Source organism: Delftia sp. WY8 (genome assembly GCF_018437695.1).
Taxonomy (GTDB): Bacteria; Pseudomonadota; Gammaproteobacteria; order Burkholderiales; family Burkholderiaceae_C; genus Comamonas; species Comamonas tsuruhatensis.
Genome location: NZ_CP049795.1, coordinates 3,129,696 through 3,145,303, shown reverse-complemented (window position 1 = coordinate 3,145,303; position 15,608 = coordinate 3,129,696). Strand labels below are relative to the sequence as shown.

The following is a 15,608-nucleotide window of genomic DNA, read 5'->3' as shown; positions in this document are numbered from 1 at the left end:
AAGAAAGATCCTATGCAACGACGCCATTTCCTTGCTTCCATCGCCGCTTCTTCTGTCGTTCCTGGAATGTCCTTCGCCCAGGAAACCACCCGTCCCCTGCGCATCGTCGTTCCGTTCCCTGCCGGTGGCTCCACCGACATGGTCCCGCGCAACATGCAGGACGTGCTGCCCAAGCTGCTGGGCGGCCAGGCGGTGGTGATCGAGAACAAGGCCGGCGCCGGCGGCTCCATCGGCATGGCCGAAGTGGCACGTGCCACCGACGGCGTGACCTTCGGGATTGCCACGCTGTCCACCCATGGCGTGAACCCCGCCGTGTTCAAGAAGCTGCCCTACGACGCCATCAACGACTTTGTCGGCGTGACCGAGATCGTCAAGGCGCCCGGCGTGATCGTGATCAACCCCAAGCTGGTGCCTGCCAACAACTTTGCCGAGTTCGTGAAGTACCTGAAGGCCAACCCCGGCAAGGTCAGCTTCGCCACGCCCGGCAACGGCACCATCGGCCACATGTGGGGCGCCCAGTTCATGAAGAGCACGGGCACCGAGATGCAGCACATTCCCTACCGTGGTGCAGGCCCGGCCATCAACGACGTGCTCGGCGGCCAGGTGCCCGTGTATTTCGACCAGGTCGCGTCCTCGCTGCCCCACATCAAGGGCGGCAAGGTCAAGGCCCTGGCCGTGTCCTGGCATGAGCGCCTGGACGTGCTGCCCGATGTGCAGACCTATGCCGAAGCCGGCCACGCCGACCTGAACGATCCTTCCTGGTTCGGCCTCGTGGCCCCCAAGAGCACGCCGCCCGAGCAGATCGCCCGCGTGCAAAAGGCCATCGCGGCCGCGCTCAAGGACCCGGCCGTGCAAAAGCGCATGGCTGCCCAGGGCCTGTACATCTCCGGCACCAGCAGCGATGCTTTCACCAAGCAGATCGCCAGCGAAGTGGCCAAGATGAAGAAGATTGCCGCCACGGCCCAGATCCAGCTGGATTAAAGGCTCCCCCTGAGGCGCTTCGCGCCTTCCCCTCTCTCGCTTCGCGGGAGGGGGACGACGCCCTCGCTGCGGGGCGGCCCTTGCTCGGCGTCCCTGGCCTGGGACGCGCCAGTTTCATGGCGGGCTGGCCGCAGCGCAGCGGTGCAATGCGTAACCGAGATAGACCACTTCCTCATGCATCCCGTCCTGCGACTGATCAGTCAGAACTTCCTGCAATCCCTGCCCGGCGCGGCAGGCTCCGGCGCGGCCGATGCCGCGCAGCCCATTGTGACCAGCGTGGCCGGCACCAGCGCCGTGGTGCTGGACTCGCCGCACAGCGGCACGGTCTACCCGCAGGACTTCGGCTCCTGCCTGCCGCTGGCCACGCTGCGCCAGGCCGAGGACACGCATGTGGAGAAGATCTATGCCTTTGCGCCAGGCATGGGCGTGGGCTGGGTGGAGGCGCATTTCCCGCGCATCTACCTGGATGCCAACCGCGACACCACCGAGATCGACACCACCATGATCGAAGGCGACTGGCCGCTGCCCGTCACCACCGACCAGGTCGTGCTGCAGAAGGTTCGCCTGGGCAAGGGCCTGATCTGGAAGTTCACCGACGAGGGCGTGCCCATCTACGACCGCCAGTTGCCGGCCTCCGAGCTGCTGCAGCGCATCGAGCGCTGCTGGAAGCCCTACCACGCCGCCGTGGAGCGCGCCATTGACGCCGCCCATGCGCGCCATGGCTACAGCATCCACATCAACTGCCATTCCATGCCTTCCGTCGCCGCCAGCCATGCCACGCTGCACCCGGGCCTGGTGCATGCCGACTTCGTCATCGGCGACCGCGACGGCAGCACGGCCAGCCCCGCGCTGTCCGAGCGCATCTGCGCCTTCCTGCGCGAGCGCGGCTACAGCGTGGACTACAACCATCCCTACAAGGGCGTGGAGCTGGTGCGCCGCTACGGCAAGCCTGCCGAGCACCGCCACAGCATCCAGATCGAGATCAACCGCAAGCTCTACATGAACGAGCAGACCCTGGAACTGGACCAGGCCGGCTACCTGCGCCTGACCACCGATCTGAAGGTATTGGTCGAGCAGCTCATGGCCACCGACCCGCGCGCGCTCTGACCCGCGGCGGCTGAAATGAAAAAGGCCCGCGATCCTGTGATCGCGGGCCTTTTCGCATGGCGTGCCCAACGGGTTCAGCAGGGTTTGAACGGCTTGCCCTCGAAGGCCTTGCCGCCCATGGCCTCGACCTGGCTGCGCAGTGCGGCCGTGGCCTGGGGCAGGCGCAGGGTGTAGAGCGTGATGTCGGGGCGCTCCTGCACCACGCGGGCCGTGCGCACGCCCTGGCGCGCGAAGTTGGTCAGCTCGCGCGTGGCCGCTTCCTCGGTGGAAAAGCGGCCCAGCGACAGGCCCGGCTCCAGCGCGCCGCCCGCACGGTCGAAATCGATCTTGCGGGCGCGCAGTTCGGCGCGCTTGCGTTCCAGGAATTCGGCGTCGGGGAACTTGCCCATGTAAACCATCCAGCGGCCCGGCTGGTGCGTGCTGCTCAGGTCCCATTGGTCGCTGGCGACCTGGGCGATGAGGCCGCGGCGCAGCGCCTCGGCATGGCGGTCTTCGATGCCCGTGGCCACCAGGCAGCTGGTGGGCTGGCCTGCGGCCTGGGCGGGCCTGGGTGCAGGGGCGGGCTCCTCGCCGCCTGCCGGGGTGGCGGCCGGCGCTGGCGTGGACGGGGCGGCGGCGGCCGGCGAGGGCGTGGTGGATGCGTTGTCCACGCTCAGCAGGCTCAGCGCCTCGGGGCGCACCTGCTGGGCCAGGCGTTCGGGCTCGGTCGTGGACGGGGGGGCCAGGCCCAGGGCCTGGAGCTGGCCGTGGCTCCAGAGGTAGTAGCCGGCATTGGCCAGCACCAGCAGCAGAAAGGCAATTCGCAGCATGTCGTTTCTCGGCGGGCCTAGTGCATCAATCGCTCTAGCCTACAGCAGCCGGCCGCACGCTGATTTCCGAGCTGGTGATGGCCTGCAGGCCGCGCGCCGTGCGCACCAGCAGCGCGCCATCGCGGCCCACGCCTTCGGCCATGCCGCTTTCGCCGTCGCTGAGATTGACGGCGCGCCCGCGCAGCAGGTCGCGCTGTGCAAAGCGGTCCACCAGCGGCGCAAAGCCCTGGGCGGCAAAGGCCTGGATGTCGGACACCAGTCCCGGCAGCACGCAGGCCAGGGCGGTGGGCGCGTCCAGGCGCTCGTCCAGTTCCAGCAGGCTGGCCGGCGGCGTGCGCATGCCGTCGCCGGGGCGGGGGCGCACATTCAGGCCGATGCCCACGACCACGTAGCGCGGCGTGCCGGGCTCATGCGCGGCGCTGCCGACAAAGCTGGCGGTCTCGATCAGGATGCCGCCGAGCTTGCGGTCGCCGTCGATCCACAGGTCGTTGGGCCATTTGAGGCCGATGCACGGGCGCTGCGAGCCCGGGGCGGGCAATTGCGGCTGCAGGCTTTGCGCCACGCTCAGGCCCACGGCCAGCGACAGGCCGGACCAGTCGGCAGGCGCCAGCGGCATGCCCAGCGAGAAGGTCAGCGAATCGCCCACGCCGCTGGTCCACTGGCGGCCCAGCCGGCCCCGGCCGGCGGTCTGCACTTCGGTCACCAGCAGCACGGGTTCGTTGCGGCCATCGCGGGCGCGTGCCATCAGCTCGGTATTGGTCGAGCCGATGCTGGGCACGATCTCCACGGAAAAGCCCGGCAGTTGCGGCTCGATGGCCTGCCACAGCGACTCCGCAGGCCAGTGGATGGGGGACGAAGCCATCATGCGCCCGCCTTTGTCGAGGATGTGCCGGATTTCTTCTTCGGCTTTTGGGTGGGTTTGCCCAAAGGCTTTGGCGCTTGGGCCTGCTGTTTTTGGGGCCGCTTTGCCTTTTCAGACTTTTCCGATTTCGGCTTTGCGCCGGCCGGCAACGCATCGCCGGGCATGGGCGGGCGCCAGCCGCGCTTGGGCGCCAGCAGCGTGCCGCGGCAGGTGGCCGCACCGCACCAGCAGGGATACTCGGCCTTCAGCTTCCTGGTGTAGGGTTCGTCGATGATCAGGCCGTAGTCGTAGCTCAGCTCCTCGCCGGCGGCGATGTTGCGCAGTGCGACGATGAAGATGCGGCCATCGCGCTCGTCGGTGTAGCAGTTGGGCGCGCAGCTGTGGTTGATCCAGCGCGAGGAATTGCCGCCGTAGTTGGCATCGATCACGCGGTCTTCGTCGATGTGGAAGTAGAAGGTATGGTTGGGCTGGCTGGGGTCGTGCGGGTGCCTGTCCTGGGCTTCCTGCCAGCTGACGATTTCCCCTACGTACTCGACAAGGACCTCGCCTTCGGCAAGATCCTGCACGGCGAAGACGCCCTTGCCATGGACACCCGAGCGGCGGGTCTGGATACGGCGGCCGCCGGAAGGGGCCAAAGCTGTGCGGGGCATGTTTTCTCTGATAACTTGAATAGGCACACATGCGCGTGCGCGTACACGTACGTACACGCGTGAGCCATGGATTGTAGAAGCGCAGGCATGCGACATGCAGCTCCTGCGGGGAATGACGAGTACACACAATGACAAAGACCCTGGTGATTGCTGAGAAGCCTTCGGTCGCGCAGGACATCGTCCGCGCGTTGACTCCGGTGGCGGGCAAATTCGACAAGCACGATGAATACTTCGAGAGCGAACACTACGTCGTGACCAGCGCCGTGGGCCACCTGGTGGAAATCCAGGCGCCCGAGGAATTCGACGTCAAGCGCGGCAAATGGAGTTTTGCCAACCTGCCGGTGATCCCGCCGTATTTCGACCTCAAGCCCGTGGACAAGACCAAGAGCCGGCTCAATGCCGTGGTCAAGCTGGCCAAGCGCAAGGACGTCACCGAACTCATCAACGCCTGCGACGCGGGCCGCGAGGGTGAGCTGATCTTCCGCCTGATCGAGCAGTACGCTGCAGGTGCCAAGCCGGACGGCAAGGGTCTGGGCAAGCCGGTCAAGCGCCTGTGGCTGCAGTCCATGACGCCGCAGGCCATCCGCGACGGCTTCCAGAACCTGCGCAGCGACAGCCAGATGCAGGGCCTTGCCAGCGCGGCGCGCAGCCGCTCCGAGGCCGACTGGCTGGTGGGCATCAACGGCACGCGCGCCATGACGGCCTTCAATTCGCGCGACGGCGGCTTCTTCCTGACCACCGTGGGCCGCGTGCAGACGCCCACGCTGTCCCTGGTGGTGGAGCGCGAGGAAAAGATCCGCAAGTTCGTCAGCCGCGACTACTGGGAAGTGCATGCCGCCTTCGACGCGCAGGCCGGCCAGTACCTGGGCAAGTGGTTCGATCCCCAATGGAAGAAGAGCGAGGATGCGGAAGCCCGCGCCGACCGCATCTGGAACCAGCGCGACGCCCAGGCCATCGCCGACGCCGTGCGCGGCAAGCCGGCCCAGGTCACCGAGGAGTCCAAGCCCACGTCCCAGGCCAGCCCGCTGCTGTTCGACCTGACCAGCCTGCAGCGCGAGGCCAACGGCAAGTTCGGCTTCTCGGCCAAGACCACGCTGGCGCTGGCGCAAAGCCTGTACGAGCGCCACAAGGCCCTGACCTACCCGCGTACCGACTCGCGCGCCCTGCCCGAGGACTACGTGCCCGTGGCGCACCAGACCTTCGCCATGCTGGCCGGCAGCGGCATGCGCCACCTGGCGCCCTTTGCCCAGCAGGCGCTGGACGAGAACTATGTGCGCCCGACCAAGCGCATCTTCGACAACAGCAAGGTGTCGGATCACTTTGCCATCATCCCGACCACGCAGGCGCCCAGCGGCCTGTCCGAGGCCGAGCAAAAGCTCTATGACCTCGTCGTGCGCCGCTTCATGGCCGTGTTCTTCCCGAGTGCCGAGCACCAGGTGACCACGCGCATCAGCAAGGTCGAGCAGCACAGCTTCAAGACCGAAGGCAAGATCCTGGTCAAGCCCGGTTGGCTGGCCATCTACGGCAAGGAGGCCGCCAACGAGGTCGAAGGCGGCAAGGACGGCGACAAGGGCCAGCCCCTGGTCGCGGTGCAGCCCGGCGAGCAGCCGCGCGCCGGCCAGGTCGATCCCAAGGGCCTCAAGACCAAGCCGCCCGCGCGCTACTCCGAAGCCACGCTGCTGGGCGCCATGGAAAGCGCGGGCAAGCAGGTGGAGGACGACGAGCTGCGCGAGGCCATGCAGGAAAAGGGCCTGGGCACGCCTGCCACGCGCGCGGCCATCATCGAAGGCCTGCTGACCGAAAAGTACATGCTGCGCGAAGGCCGCGAGCTGATTCCCACGGCCAAGGCCTTCCAGCTCATGACCCTGCTGCGCGGCCTGGGCGTGGAAGAACTCTCGCGCGCCGACCTCACCGGCGAATGGGAGTACAAGCTGGCGCAGATGGAAAAGGGCCAGCTCTCGCGCGATGCCTTCATGCAGCAGATCCAGGCCATGACGGAAAAGCTGGTCAAGAAGGCCAAGGAATACGACCGAGACACCGTGCCCGGCGACTACGCCACCCTGTCCACGCCTTGCCCCAACTGCGGCGGCGTGGTCAAGGAGAACTACCGCCGCTACGGCTGCACGGGCAGCGACGGCCAGGGCGCGGGCTGCGGCTTCTCGTTCACCAAGTCGCCTGCAGGCCGCACCTTCGAGACGGCCGAGGCCGAGCAACTGCTGCGCGACCGCCGCCTGGGCCCGCTGGACGGCTTTCGCTCCAAGGCAGGCTGGCCCTTCGTGGCCGAAGTCACCATCGTGCGCGATGAGGAAGGCGGCAACTACAAGCTCGAGTTCGACTTTGGCGACGACGCCGCCTCCGAAGACACGGGCGAGCTGGTGGACTTTGCCAGCCAGCAATCGCTGGGCCCCTGCCCCAAGTGCGGCGCGCCCGTCTTCGAGCACGGCAGCAACTACGTCTGCGCCAAGGCCGTGCCCACGCTGGCCCAGGCCACGCCCAGCTGCGACTTCAAGAGCGGCCAGATCATCCTGCAGCAGCCCATAGAGCGCGAGCAGATGCAAAAGCTGCTGCAGACCGGCAAGACCGACCTGCTGGACAAGTTCGTCTCCAACCGCACGCGCCGCAGCTTCAAGGCCTTCCTGGTCTGGGATGGCGCGGCCGGCAAGGTCAACTTCGAGTTCGAGCAGCGCGACAGCAAATACCCGCCGCGCAAGACGGCGGCCGCCAAGAGCGCGCCGGCCAAGAAGGCGCCTGCCAAGAAGGCCGCGGCCAAGACCACGGCTAAGACGGCCACCAAGACCGCGCGCAAGCCGGCGGCCGGCACGCTGCAGCCCAGCGCGGCCCTGGCCGCCGTCATCGGCGAAGGCACGGTGGCGCGTACCGAAGTGGTCAAGAAGCTGTGGGAATACGTCAAGGCCCAGAACCTGCAGGACCCCAAGGACAAGCGCGTCATCCGCGCCGATGACAAGCTGCGGCCCGTCTTCGGCAAGGACAGCGTGAACATGTTCGAGCTGGCCGGCATCGTGGGGAAACATCTCACCCCCTGAGGCGCTTACGCGCCTTCCCCCTCTCTACTCGCTCCGCGAGGGAGGGGGACGACACCCTCGGTGCGGGGCGGCGCGGCCGGCTTAGGCCCTTCTTCGGTGTCCCTGGCTTTGGGGCGCGCCAGTTTTGAGGGCAGTGTTTGAACTCTACACCAGCGGGTCGCCGGCCTGACATGGGGGCAACACATGCTTGGGCTAATCTAGCGGGCATGGATACCGAAATGCTCACCCCGGCAGCGGCTGCCGCCGCTGTTTCCTCCCCGGCGCCCTCGCGCTCCATCCGCCTGGACGGCGCCTCCAACTTCCGAGACCTCGGTGGCTACGCGGGCCTGGATGGCCGGCGCGTGCGCTGGCGCACGCTGTTCCGTGCCGACCACCTGGCCGGCCTCAGCGCAGCGGACCTGGACGTGCTGCAGGGCCTGAAGCTCGCGCGCAGCGCGGACTTCCGGGGCAAGATGGAAAGCGCCCACCTGGCCTACGAATGGCCGGGCATTGCCCGCCATGCGCTCATCGTCGAGCCCACCGTGGTGCAGCGCGCCAGTGCCCTGATCGCCGCAGGCAACGACCTCACGGCCGCCCATGCCGAGGAGCTGATGCAGGACACCTACCGCAGCTTCGTGCACGCCTACGCACCGCGCTTTGCACAGTTGTTCCAGCTGCTGCTGGACAGCCAGGATCCGCTGGTCTTCCACTGCACGGCCGGCAAGGACCGCACGGGCTGGGCTGCCGCCTTGCTGCTCACCGCGCTGGGCGTGGACGAGGACACCGTGATGCAGGACTACCTGCTGACCAACCAGCTCTACCAGCGGCCCGCCACCACCTTCGCCCCCATGCCAGCCGAAGTGATGGATGTGCTGTGGCGCGTGCAGGCCTCCTACCTTGCGGCCGCCACCGACATGGTGCGGGCCGACTTCGGGGGGATGGAAGGGTATCTGCGGGATGCGCTGGGCATCGACAGTGCGGCACGCGAGCGGCTGGCCGCGCTTTACCTCGAAGGGTGATTACCTTCGCTCACGGGGCGGCAGGGTGGCGCGGCTAACATGGGCTGTGCCGGTCGGTTGCGCCGGAGTTCAAGGAGATTGCGATGAAATACGGCATGCGTGAGCTGGCCGCGATGGTGCTGGTGGCCCTGAGTGTGGGGCTGGCTGGTTGTGCGGGCGGGGTGCCTGGGGATGTTGCGGGGAGCCAGGCGTCCAGTGCCAGTGGGGTGACGGTGTTTGGGACTGTGGATGCCAATGTGAGTCATACGCGGACTTCGCGGTGACTTGGTTTGTGCTTTGATTCTTTCGCCGGATTTGTCCCTGCCGAGTGGTTGTTTTTCGAGGCCGGGTTTCGGCCCGGCGGCCGACCTACTTTCTTATCGCGCGATAAGAAAGTAGGCAAAGAAGCGCGCCCCACTGCCCACGACCCTTCGCTTCGCTGCGGGCGACCTGCGTTGTGCGGGATGCGGGGTGCGCCGTGAAACTCGTTGCGCGCTGCGCGCTTCACTCAAACATCACGGCGAGCTAGACAACGAAGCAAGCCTGTCCTTCGGCAGGCTTGCCGCCCCGCATCCCGCCCAACGCAGGCGTGGGCAGAAGGGGGAGGCTGGCGACAGCCAACAGCCAACAGCCAACAGCCAACAGCCAACAGCCAACAGCCAACAGCCAACCGGGTCAGGGCTGGATCGGCGTGATCACCACGCCGGTGCCTGCGGGGGCGTCTTCGCCGCCGGGCAGGGCGGGTGTGGTGGGGGTGGCTTCCTGCACTGCGCGCTGGTCCGTGGGGCCCAGCGTGCCCTGGGTGAGGGGGATGCTGGGGGCGGGCAGGGCGGGGGTGCTTTCTATGATTTCCTCGCCGGGCGACAGGCCCGGGCCGGGTGGCTCCGTGGGCTCGGGTGCGGGTTCAGGGGCCGGAGCCGGCTCCGGGGTGGCGGGTTGGCCGGGCTGTGCGGGCGGCTGCTGGTCGGGCCACCAGCCCTGCATGCGTTCGCGCAGGCGGCCGACCATGTCGGACCACCAGTGGCTTTGTTCGGGTGGCTCGAAGCGGGCCTTGGCGTCGATGACGGGGCTGCGCAGGGCGCGGGACATGAAGTCTCCCACCATGGGCAGGGCGCTGCGCGAGCCCTGGCCCCAGCGGTCGCTGCGCAGGGTGATGCGCGCGTCGTTGAAGCCGGCCCAGGCGCCGGTGACGATTTCCGGGTGCATGAGGATGAACCAGCCATCGGCATTGCCCTGGGTGGTGCCGGTCTTGCCGGCCACGTCGGCGTGGATGCCGTAGCGCTGGCGCACGGCCACGGCCGTGCCTTTGTCCACCACGGCGCGCAGCATGTCCACCAGGGCGTAGGCGTGGTCTTCGTCCAGCGCGCGCTCGGGCTTGGGCGGGCTGAATTCGGCGATGACCTTGCCGTCGGCGTCCTCGATGCGCGTGACCATCATGGGTGGCAGCCAGCGGCCACCGTGTGCCAGGCTGGCATAGGCGTTGACCATCTCCAGCAGTGACACCGGGCTGCTGCCCAGGGCCAGGGCGGGAACCTCGTCCAGCGGGCTCTGGCGCACGCCCAGGGCGCGGGCCAGGCGTGCCACGCGGGCGGGGCCCACGGACTGCATGACTTCGGCGGTGATGGTGTTCTTGGAGTAGGCCAGGGCGTCGCGCAGCGTCATCTCGCGGCCCGTGGGGGGCGTGGCGTCGGTGGGGCGCCAGACTTCGCCGCCGGCCAGCTGGATTTCCACGGGGCTGTCCACGCGCTTGTCGTCGGGGGTGGCGCCCTGCTGCAGCGCGGCGCCATAGACAAAGGGCTTGAAGGTGGAGCCGGGCTGGCGCCGTGCCTGCTGCACGTGGTCGTAGGCGTCCTGCGTGAAGTCGCGGCTGCCTACCCATGCCAGCACTTCGGAGGTGGCCGGGTTCAGCGCCACGAAGCCTGCCTGCACGCGGGTCTTGTCCTCGCGCAGCTGCTTCATGAAGGCCTTGTCGGCCAGCAGGGCCTTGAGGGTATCTTCCTCGCTGTCCTTGTCCGTTGCCTTGTCCGTTGCCTTGTCCTTGCCTTGGCTGTCCGCGCGTTTGCGCGCGGCACGCCAGGCGGGGGTCTCTCGCACGAGTTGCTGCACCAGCGGGTTGGCGGCATTCCAGCCGTCGCGCTGGCTCCAGGCGCCATTGGCCACGCCCTGCAGCGTGCGCGTCTGGCGCGCCACGGCCTGGTTGGCCCAGTTCTGCAGGCGCGAGTCGATGGTGGTGTACACCACCAGGCCATCGGTGTAGATGTTGTAGTCGTTGCGGTCGGCCCAGTCGATCAGCCACTTGCGCAGATGCTGCGCGAAGTGCGGCGCCATGCCCAGGGGCTCTTCCTGGCGCTCGAAGTTGATGCGCATGGGACGCTTCTTGAGCTGGGCGAACTCGGCCTCCTGCAGCACGCCGCGCTTGACCATTTGCGACAGCACCGTGTTGCGGCGGTACAGCGCGCGGTCGGGGTTGAGCACGGGGTTGTAGTAGCTCGTGCCCTTGAGCATGCCCACCAGCGTGGCGCTTTCCAGCACCGTCAGCCGCGCGGCCGGTTTGTCGAAATAGGTGCGCGCCGCCATCTCTATGCCGAAGGCGTTGTAGAGGAAGGGCACGGTGTTCAGATAGGTCTCGAGGATCTCGTCCTTGGTGTAGAGCGCCTCGATCTTGAAGGCCGTGATCGCCTCCTTGAGCTTGCGGTTGAGCGTGGGCGCGCGGCCGATTTCGGTCGGGTACAGGTTGCGTGCGAGCTGCTGGGTGAGGGTGGAGCCGCCCTGCGGATCGCCGCGCAGCGTGTGCACCACCGAGCCCAGCGTGCGGCGCCAGTCCATGCCGTGGTGCTCGTAGAAGCGGTGGTCCTCGGTGGCGATCAGCGCCTTGATCACCGAGGGCGACATCTCGTCGAGCTTCACCCACTGCCGGTTGCTGCGCTTGAACTGCGCGAGCTGCTTGCCATCCGCGCTCATGATCTGGGCTGGCTGCTCCAGCTTGGCCTTGCGTATGTCGCGGATGCCGGGCGTGAACGGGATCAGGGCCAGCACATACAGCGCGAACAGCAGCGGCAGCGCAGCGGCGAACAGCAGCCATTCGCGCCGGGTGGGCCAGCGGTGCCACCAGGGCAGGGCCGCCACGCGCTGGCCGATGCGGCTGGCCAGCAGCCTTTGCCAGGCTGCGAGCACAGCGTCGGGCAGCTTCAAGTCATTGAAAGAAAAGCGCATATTGCAAGACGGCCCTGATGACAGGACATCAGGGCCGATAGGGCGGGACCATTCCGCGAAGGCTAGAGAATGCCCAAAAAAACGGCACCCCGCTCGCGCGGGGTGCCTTGCCTATGGGCCAAGCCCCGGTATTGTCGGGCTGGCGTGTACTGGCGGGAAGTGCTTATTTCTCCAGCCAGTCGGACAGCTCGTCCGCATGCTCCTGCTCCTGCTCCAGGATGGATTCGATCAGCCGGCGCGTGGTGGGGTCCTTGTCGCCGATCAGGTCGATCATCTGGCTGTAGGCCTCGATGGCCACGCGCTCGGCGATCAGGTTGGTGCGGATCATGGCATTCAGGTCCGTCTCGCCGTTGTAGTCGGCATGGCTGCGCTGGGTCAGCGTCTGGGGGTTGAAGTCGGGCTCGCCGCCCAACTGCACGATGCGCTGGGCCAGCTTGTCGGCGTGGGCCATTTCCTCGTTGGCATGGACCAGGAACTCGTCGGCGATGGCCGGCGAGGCCAGACCCACGGCGGTGAAGTGATGGCGCTTGTAGCGCATCACGCACACCAGCTCGGTGGCCAGCGAGTCATTGAGCAGCTTGATGATGTCCTCGCGCCAGGGCCCGAAATGCGGGGTCACGGCGCCATCGTCCAGGCTGCGCTTGGCAGCCTCCAGGGCCTTGGGGTCCAGCGCCAGGTGGCCGTTGCCGGGGTTGGATTTGGCTTGCTTCGTGGGGGTGCTGTTGGCGTTCATACAGGTGGTCTCTTCATCGTGGGACGGAAACTACGGCAGGCATGCGCCTATGCGGCTTGTAAACACCTGCCAGCGAAACGGGACCAGGCGGGCCGCTGTGCCCGCCTGTTGCCTTCCAAGGTAAGTTTTTGGCCGCCTGCTGTCTGTGAGACAAGTCCGCATCCCCATGCCCGGCCAGCGCGCCCCCGGGTGTCCCGGCGCTACCATGGATGCTCCACTTCAGGAGCACCCGCATGAATGACACCGCCGCCGCGCCCCGCTCGGCCTACGACTTCGAGGCCACCTCTATCACGGGCCAGGCCGTTCCCCTGTCGGACTACCGTGGCAAGGTGCTGCTCATCGTCAACACCGCCAGCGCCTGCGGCTTCACGCCGCAGTACGCGGGACTGCAGGCGCTGCATGAGCAGTACGGCGAGCGCGGCCTGGTGGTGCTGGGCTTTCCGTGCAACCAGTTCGGTTCCCAGGAAAAGGGCAGCGAATCGGAAATCGCCAATTTCTGCGACCTGAACTTTGGCGTGCGCTTCCCGCTCATGGGCAAGATCGACGTCAACGGCGCCAATGCCCACCCGCTGTACCGCTGGCTCACGGCCGAGGCGCCGGGCGTGCTGGGCACCAAGGCCATCAAGTGGAACTTCACCAAATTCCTCGTCGGCCGCGACGGCCAGGTCATCCGCCGCTATGCGCCGCAGGATGCGCCGGCCAAGCTGTCCACGGACATCGAGGCCGCGCTGGCGCTTTGATGCGTTGATGCGCGTTGATGCGCGCTGATCGCGCCTGTCCATCGGGGTTTCACGCAGGGCCGGCAGCGCGGGCCGGCCGCACGCCATGGTTAGCATGCTCCTTGACATCACAACAAGGAGACAACACCCGTGAAAGCCTTCCGCCGCACCGCCCTCGCCCTGCTCACTGCCTGCACCCTGCCCATGATTGCTACCAGCGCCGCCGCCCAGGACAAGCCCGTGGTCCAGTTCATTGCCACGGGCGGCACCATTGCCATGAAGATCGACCCGGTCAAGAACGCGCCCGTGCCCGCGATCTCGGGCGACGACCTGCTGGCCACCGTGCCCGACGTGGGCAAGTACGCGCGCATCCAGGTCAACAACCTGTCCAACGTGCCCTCCGACTACATGGACCCGGCCCGCTGGGTGCAGCTTACCCAGGCCGTACAGGCCGCGCTGGCCCGCCCTGAGGTGGCTGGCGCCATCGTCTCGCACGGCACGGACACGCTGGAGGAAACCGCCTTCTGGCTGGACCTGACCGTGCAGTCGTCCAAGCCCGTCGTGCTCATCGGCGCGCAGCGCAATGCCTCGGTGTCCGACTTCGACGGCCCGCGCAACCTGCTCAACGCCGTGCGCATCGCCGTGGACCCCAAGGCGCGCGACAAGGGCGCCATGCTGGCCATGAACAACCAGATCAACGCCGCGCGCTACGTTACCAAGACACACACGGCCAACGTGGAGACCTTCCGCTCGGGTGAATTCGGCTTTCTGGGCGAGGTCTACCCGGACCGCGTCAGCTTCGCCTCCGCCCCCGCGCGCCGCCAGCACCTGCCCATCCAGGCGCAGACCATGCCCGAGGTGGAAATCTTCCCCATGTACGGCGGCGCCAACGGCCAGGCCGTGCGCCAGGCGGTGGACCGGGGCGTCAAGGGCATCGTCATCGACGCCCTGGGCATGGGCAACATGAACGTCGCCATGCTCGATGCCGCCAAGTACGCCATCGGCGAGAACGTGCCCGTGGTCGTCAGCACGCGCGTGCACAACGGCCGCGTCATGCCCAGCTACGGCTTCGAGGGCGGCGGCAAGACCTCGTTCGAGGCCGGCGCCGTCATGGCCGACGACCTGCGCGCGCCCAAGGCGCGGATCCTGCTGATGCTGGCGCTGCAGTCCGGCGTGACGGGGCAGAAGGACCTGCAGGCGGTATTTGATCGATAGTTCGACCGACAGGCCGCCGCAACCCTGCCGCGCGGGCCCTGGCCTTGCGCGGCATTTCTGGCGGGGCACCGAGGTGGCACACTGGCAGCCCCATATGCCAACCAGGGCGCACCATGCAGGATGACGATCTCGAATACGTAGGCTTCTGGGCCCGCACCGGCGCCGCGCTGATCGACACCGTGATCCTGCTCGTGCTCATGCTGCCGGCCCTGATCTCCATCTACGGATGGGAATACCTGGAGTCCGAAAAACTGTTGCACGGCCCGGCCGATTTCGTCATCTCCTGGGTGCTGCCTGCCATTGCCGTCGTCATCTTCTGGATCAAGAAACAGGCCACGCCGGGCAAGATGCTCATCGCCGCCAGGATCGTGGACGCGCAGACCGGCGCGGACATGAGCACACGGCAGGCCATCATTCGCTACCTGGCCTATTTCGTGTCCATCATCCCGCTGTGTCTGGGGCTGATCTGGGTGGCCTTTGACCCGCGCAAGCAGGGCTGGCACGACAAGATTGCGGGCACCGTGGTGGTCAGGACCAAGCACCGGGGGGTGCAGCCGGTGAAGTTCCACTGATATCCATATCGCACTGCTCCAGCGCGCTGGCCGTTTGTGCCTCGGCCTGCTTCAACGCCTTCTGGCTGTCTGCCAGGTTGCGGGCAAGGCCCGCCCCGTGGCTCAATCCTCGTCCAGCCCCGGCTCGTCCACCACGAAGCCCGAGCCGTCCTCGTCGCAGAACACGCATTGCTGCAAGAAGCTGTCCATGCTGCTGGCGTGGAACCAGATCAGGCCCTGGTCTTCGTCGCAAAGCATGTCGGTCTGCTCGTCCACGCTGGCGGCGGAAAAGCCGCTCAGTTCCATTTCTTCGAGGAACTGCTCCAGGTCCTCGCAGCCCGCAAACAGCTCATGGTCCAGGCTGCCGATGCGGCCCTTGAAGGCGCCGTGCAGCACTTCCACGAAGGGGTTGCCGCCGGGGTCATGGCCAATGACCATGAAGTGCGCGGCAAACAGGTTCTCGCGCTGGTGGTCCTCCACGTCGCAGTGCTCCGAGCCTGCGCGGAAGTGGTGCAGGGTGCGCAGCCAGGCGTGGTTGTCGCCGGTCTCGTCGTCGGCCTGCAGGTAGTCCTCGCGGTCGGGCGCCGCTTCGAGCCGGTCGAAGTCCAGGCCGTTCTGCGTGATCAGGAACTGCGCGTAGGCGTCGGAGAAGCCTTGCTCGGCCTGGTATTCGCGCACCGCCTGGGCGTCGGGCAGGGCCAGGCCGAAGGGATTGGGAAAGCGCACTTGCATGGAGAGGTCCTTGAA

13 protein-coding genes are annotated in these 15,608 nt (G+C 67.1%); 7 read left to right on the top strand and 6 right to left on the bottom strand.

The window, feature by feature from the left end; translation table 11 throughout:
- Positions 1-12 precede the first annotated feature (12 nt).
- Together G4D77_RS14525 and G4D77_RS14520 are read left to right on the top strand one after the other, a co-directional pair.
- On the top strand, positions 13-981 hold the full coding sequence (locus G4D77_RS14525; RefSeq protein WP_026062916.1) for a Bug family tripartite tricarboxylate transporter substrate binding protein: 969 nt from the start codon (positions 13-15) through the stop codon (positions 979-981).
- Between the two features lie 174 nt (positions 982-1,155).
- Positions 1,156-2,088 carry an N-formylglutamate amidohydrolase gene (locus tag G4D77_RS14520; protein WP_154836136.1) on the top strand — a complete coding sequence of 311 codons (933 nt, stop codon included), beginning with the start codon at positions 1,156-1,158 and terminating at the stop codon, positions 2,086-2,088.
- A 74-nt stretch (positions 2,089-2,162) separates the two neighbouring features.
- On the opposite strand, the gene G4D77_RS14515 is transcribed toward G4D77_RS14520, so the two are convergent.
- From G4D77_RS14515 to G4D77_RS14505, 3 genes are read right to left on the bottom strand one after another with little or no spacing between them, the layout of a single operon-like run.
- On the bottom strand, positions 2,163-2,897 hold the full coding sequence (locus tag G4D77_RS14515) for a hypothetical protein (RefSeq protein ID WP_034368854.1): 735 nt from the start codon (positions 2,895-2,897) through the stop codon (positions 2,163-2,165).
- A 34-nt stretch (positions 2,898-2,931) separates the two neighbouring features.
- Positions 2,932-3,762 carry a biotin--[acetyl-CoA-carboxylase] ligase gene (locus G4D77_RS14510; protein WP_154836134.1) on the bottom strand — a complete coding sequence of 277 codons (831 nt, stop codon included), beginning with the start codon at positions 3,760-3,762 and terminating at the stop codon, positions 2,932-2,934.
- Positions 3,759-4,409 carry an SET domain-containing protein gene (locus tag G4D77_RS14505; protein WP_026062805.1) on the bottom strand — a complete coding sequence of 217 codons (651 nt, stop codon included), beginning with the start codon at positions 4,407-4,409 and terminating at the stop codon, positions 3,759-3,761. Before G4D77_RS14505 ends, G4D77_RS14510 begins: the two co-directional genes overlap by 4 nt.
- 128 nt (positions 4,410-4,537) lie before the next feature.
- On the opposite strand from G4D77_RS14505, the gene G4D77_RS14500 reads away from it, so the two are divergent.
- Together G4D77_RS14500 and G4D77_RS14495 are read left to right on the top strand one after the other, a co-directional pair.
- Complete coding sequence (locus tag G4D77_RS14500; protein ID WP_154836132.1) at positions 4,538-7,453, top strand: DNA topoisomerase III; 2,916 nt, start codon at positions 4,538-4,540, stop codon at positions 7,451-7,453.
- A 218-nt stretch (positions 7,454-7,671) separates the two neighbouring features.
- On the top strand, positions 7,672-8,451 hold the full coding sequence (locus G4D77_RS14495; RefSeq protein WP_154836130.1) for a tyrosine-protein phosphatase: 780 nt from the start codon (positions 7,672-7,674) through the stop codon (positions 8,449-8,451).
- A 654-nt stretch (positions 8,452-9,105) separates the two neighbouring features.
- Here G4D77_RS14495 and G4D77_RS14490 read toward each other — a convergent pair.
- On the bottom strand, positions 9,106-11,643 hold the full coding sequence (locus tag G4D77_RS14490) for a penicillin-binding protein 1A (protein WP_154836128.1): 2,538 nt from the start codon (positions 11,641-11,643) through the stop codon (positions 9,106-9,108).
- 163 nt (positions 11,644-11,806) lie between these two features.
- On the bottom strand, positions 11,807-12,376 hold the full coding sequence (locus G4D77_RS14485) for a ferritin-like domain-containing protein (RefSeq protein WP_213757973.1): 570 nt from the start codon (positions 12,374-12,376) through the stop codon (positions 11,807-11,809).
- A gap of 233 nt (positions 12,377-12,609) precedes the next feature.
- Here G4D77_RS14485 and G4D77_RS14480 point away from each other — a divergent pair, with 233 nt between their 5' ends.
- The 3 genes from G4D77_RS14480 to G4D77_RS14470 all read left to right on the top strand — a co-directional run bounded on the left by G4D77_RS14480 (position 12,610) and on the right by G4D77_RS14470 (position 14,882).
- The gene (locus tag G4D77_RS14480) at positions 12,610-13,116 is read left to right on the top strand and encodes a glutathione peroxidase (RefSeq protein ID WP_074920877.1); all 507 of its coding nucleotides are present in this window, start codon (positions 12,610-12,612) and stop codon (positions 13,114-13,116) included.
- Between the two features lie 129 nt (positions 13,117-13,245).
- Complete coding sequence (locus G4D77_RS14475) at positions 13,246-14,310, top strand: asparaginase (RefSeq protein ID WP_154836126.1); 1,065 nt, start codon at positions 13,246-13,248, stop codon at positions 14,308-14,310.
- Positions 14,311-14,423: 113 nt separating this feature from the next.
- Complete coding sequence (locus G4D77_RS14470) at positions 14,424-14,882, top strand: RDD family protein (protein ID WP_154836124.1); 459 nt, start codon at positions 14,424-14,426, stop codon at positions 14,880-14,882.
- 102 nt (positions 14,883-14,984) lie between these two features.
- On the opposite strand, the gene G4D77_RS14465 is transcribed toward G4D77_RS14470, so the two are convergent.
- Positions 14,985-15,593 carry a hypothetical protein gene (locus tag G4D77_RS14465; RefSeq protein ID WP_154836122.1) on the bottom strand — a complete coding sequence of 203 codons (609 nt, stop codon included), beginning with the start codon at positions 15,591-15,593 and terminating at the stop codon, positions 14,985-14,987.
- Positions 15,594-15,608 lie beyond the last annotated feature (15 nt).

What these genes read in the sequence shown, in the direction of transcription:
- G4D77_RS14525 (WP_026062916.1), top strand. Translation starts at nt 13, where the DNA reads ATGCAACGACGCCATTTCCTTGCTTCCATCGCCGCTTCTTCTGTCGTT.
- G4D77_RS14520 (WP_154836136.1), top strand. Translation starts at nt 1,156, where the DNA reads ATGCATCCCGTCCTGCGACTGATCAGTCAGAACTTCCTGCAATCCCTG.
- G4D77_RS14515 (WP_034368854.1), bottom strand. Translation starts at nt 2,897, where the DNA reads ATGCTGCGAATTGCCTTTCTGCTGCTGGTGCTGGCCAATGCCGGCTAC.
- G4D77_RS14510 (WP_154836134.1), bottom strand. Translation starts at nt 3,762, where the DNA reads ATGATGGCTTCGTCCCCCATCCACTGGCCTGCGGAGTCGCTGTGGCAG.
- G4D77_RS14505 (WP_026062805.1), bottom strand. Translation starts at nt 4,409, where the DNA reads ATGCCCCGCACAGCTTTGGCCCCTTCCGGCGGCCGCCGTATCCAGACC.
- G4D77_RS14500 (WP_154836132.1), top strand. Translation starts at nt 4,538, where the DNA reads ATGACAAAGACCCTGGTGATTGCTGAGAAGCCTTCGGTCGCGCAGGAC.
- G4D77_RS14495 (WP_154836130.1), top strand. Translation starts at nt 7,672, where the DNA reads ATGCTCACCCCGGCAGCGGCTGCCGCCGCTGTTTCCTCCCCGGCGCCC.
- G4D77_RS14490 (WP_154836128.1), bottom strand. Translation starts at nt 11,643, where the DNA reads ATGCGCTTTTCTTTCAATGACTTGAAGCTGCCCGACGCTGTGCTCGCA.
- G4D77_RS14485 (WP_213757973.1), bottom strand. Translation starts at nt 12,376, where the DNA reads ATGAACGCCAACAGCACCCCCACGAAGCAAGCCAAATCCAACCCCGGC.
- G4D77_RS14480 (WP_074920877.1), top strand. Translation starts at nt 12,610, where the DNA reads ATGAATGACACCGCCGCCGCGCCCCGCTCGGCCTACGACTTCGAGGCC.
- G4D77_RS14470 (WP_154836124.1), top strand. Translation starts at nt 14,424, where the DNA reads ATGCAGGATGACGATCTCGAATACGTAGGCTTCTGGGCCCGCACCGGC.
- G4D77_RS14465 (WP_154836122.1), bottom strand. Translation starts at nt 15,593, where the DNA reads ATGCAAGTGCGCTTTCCCAATCCCTTCGGCCTGGCCCTGCCCGACGCC.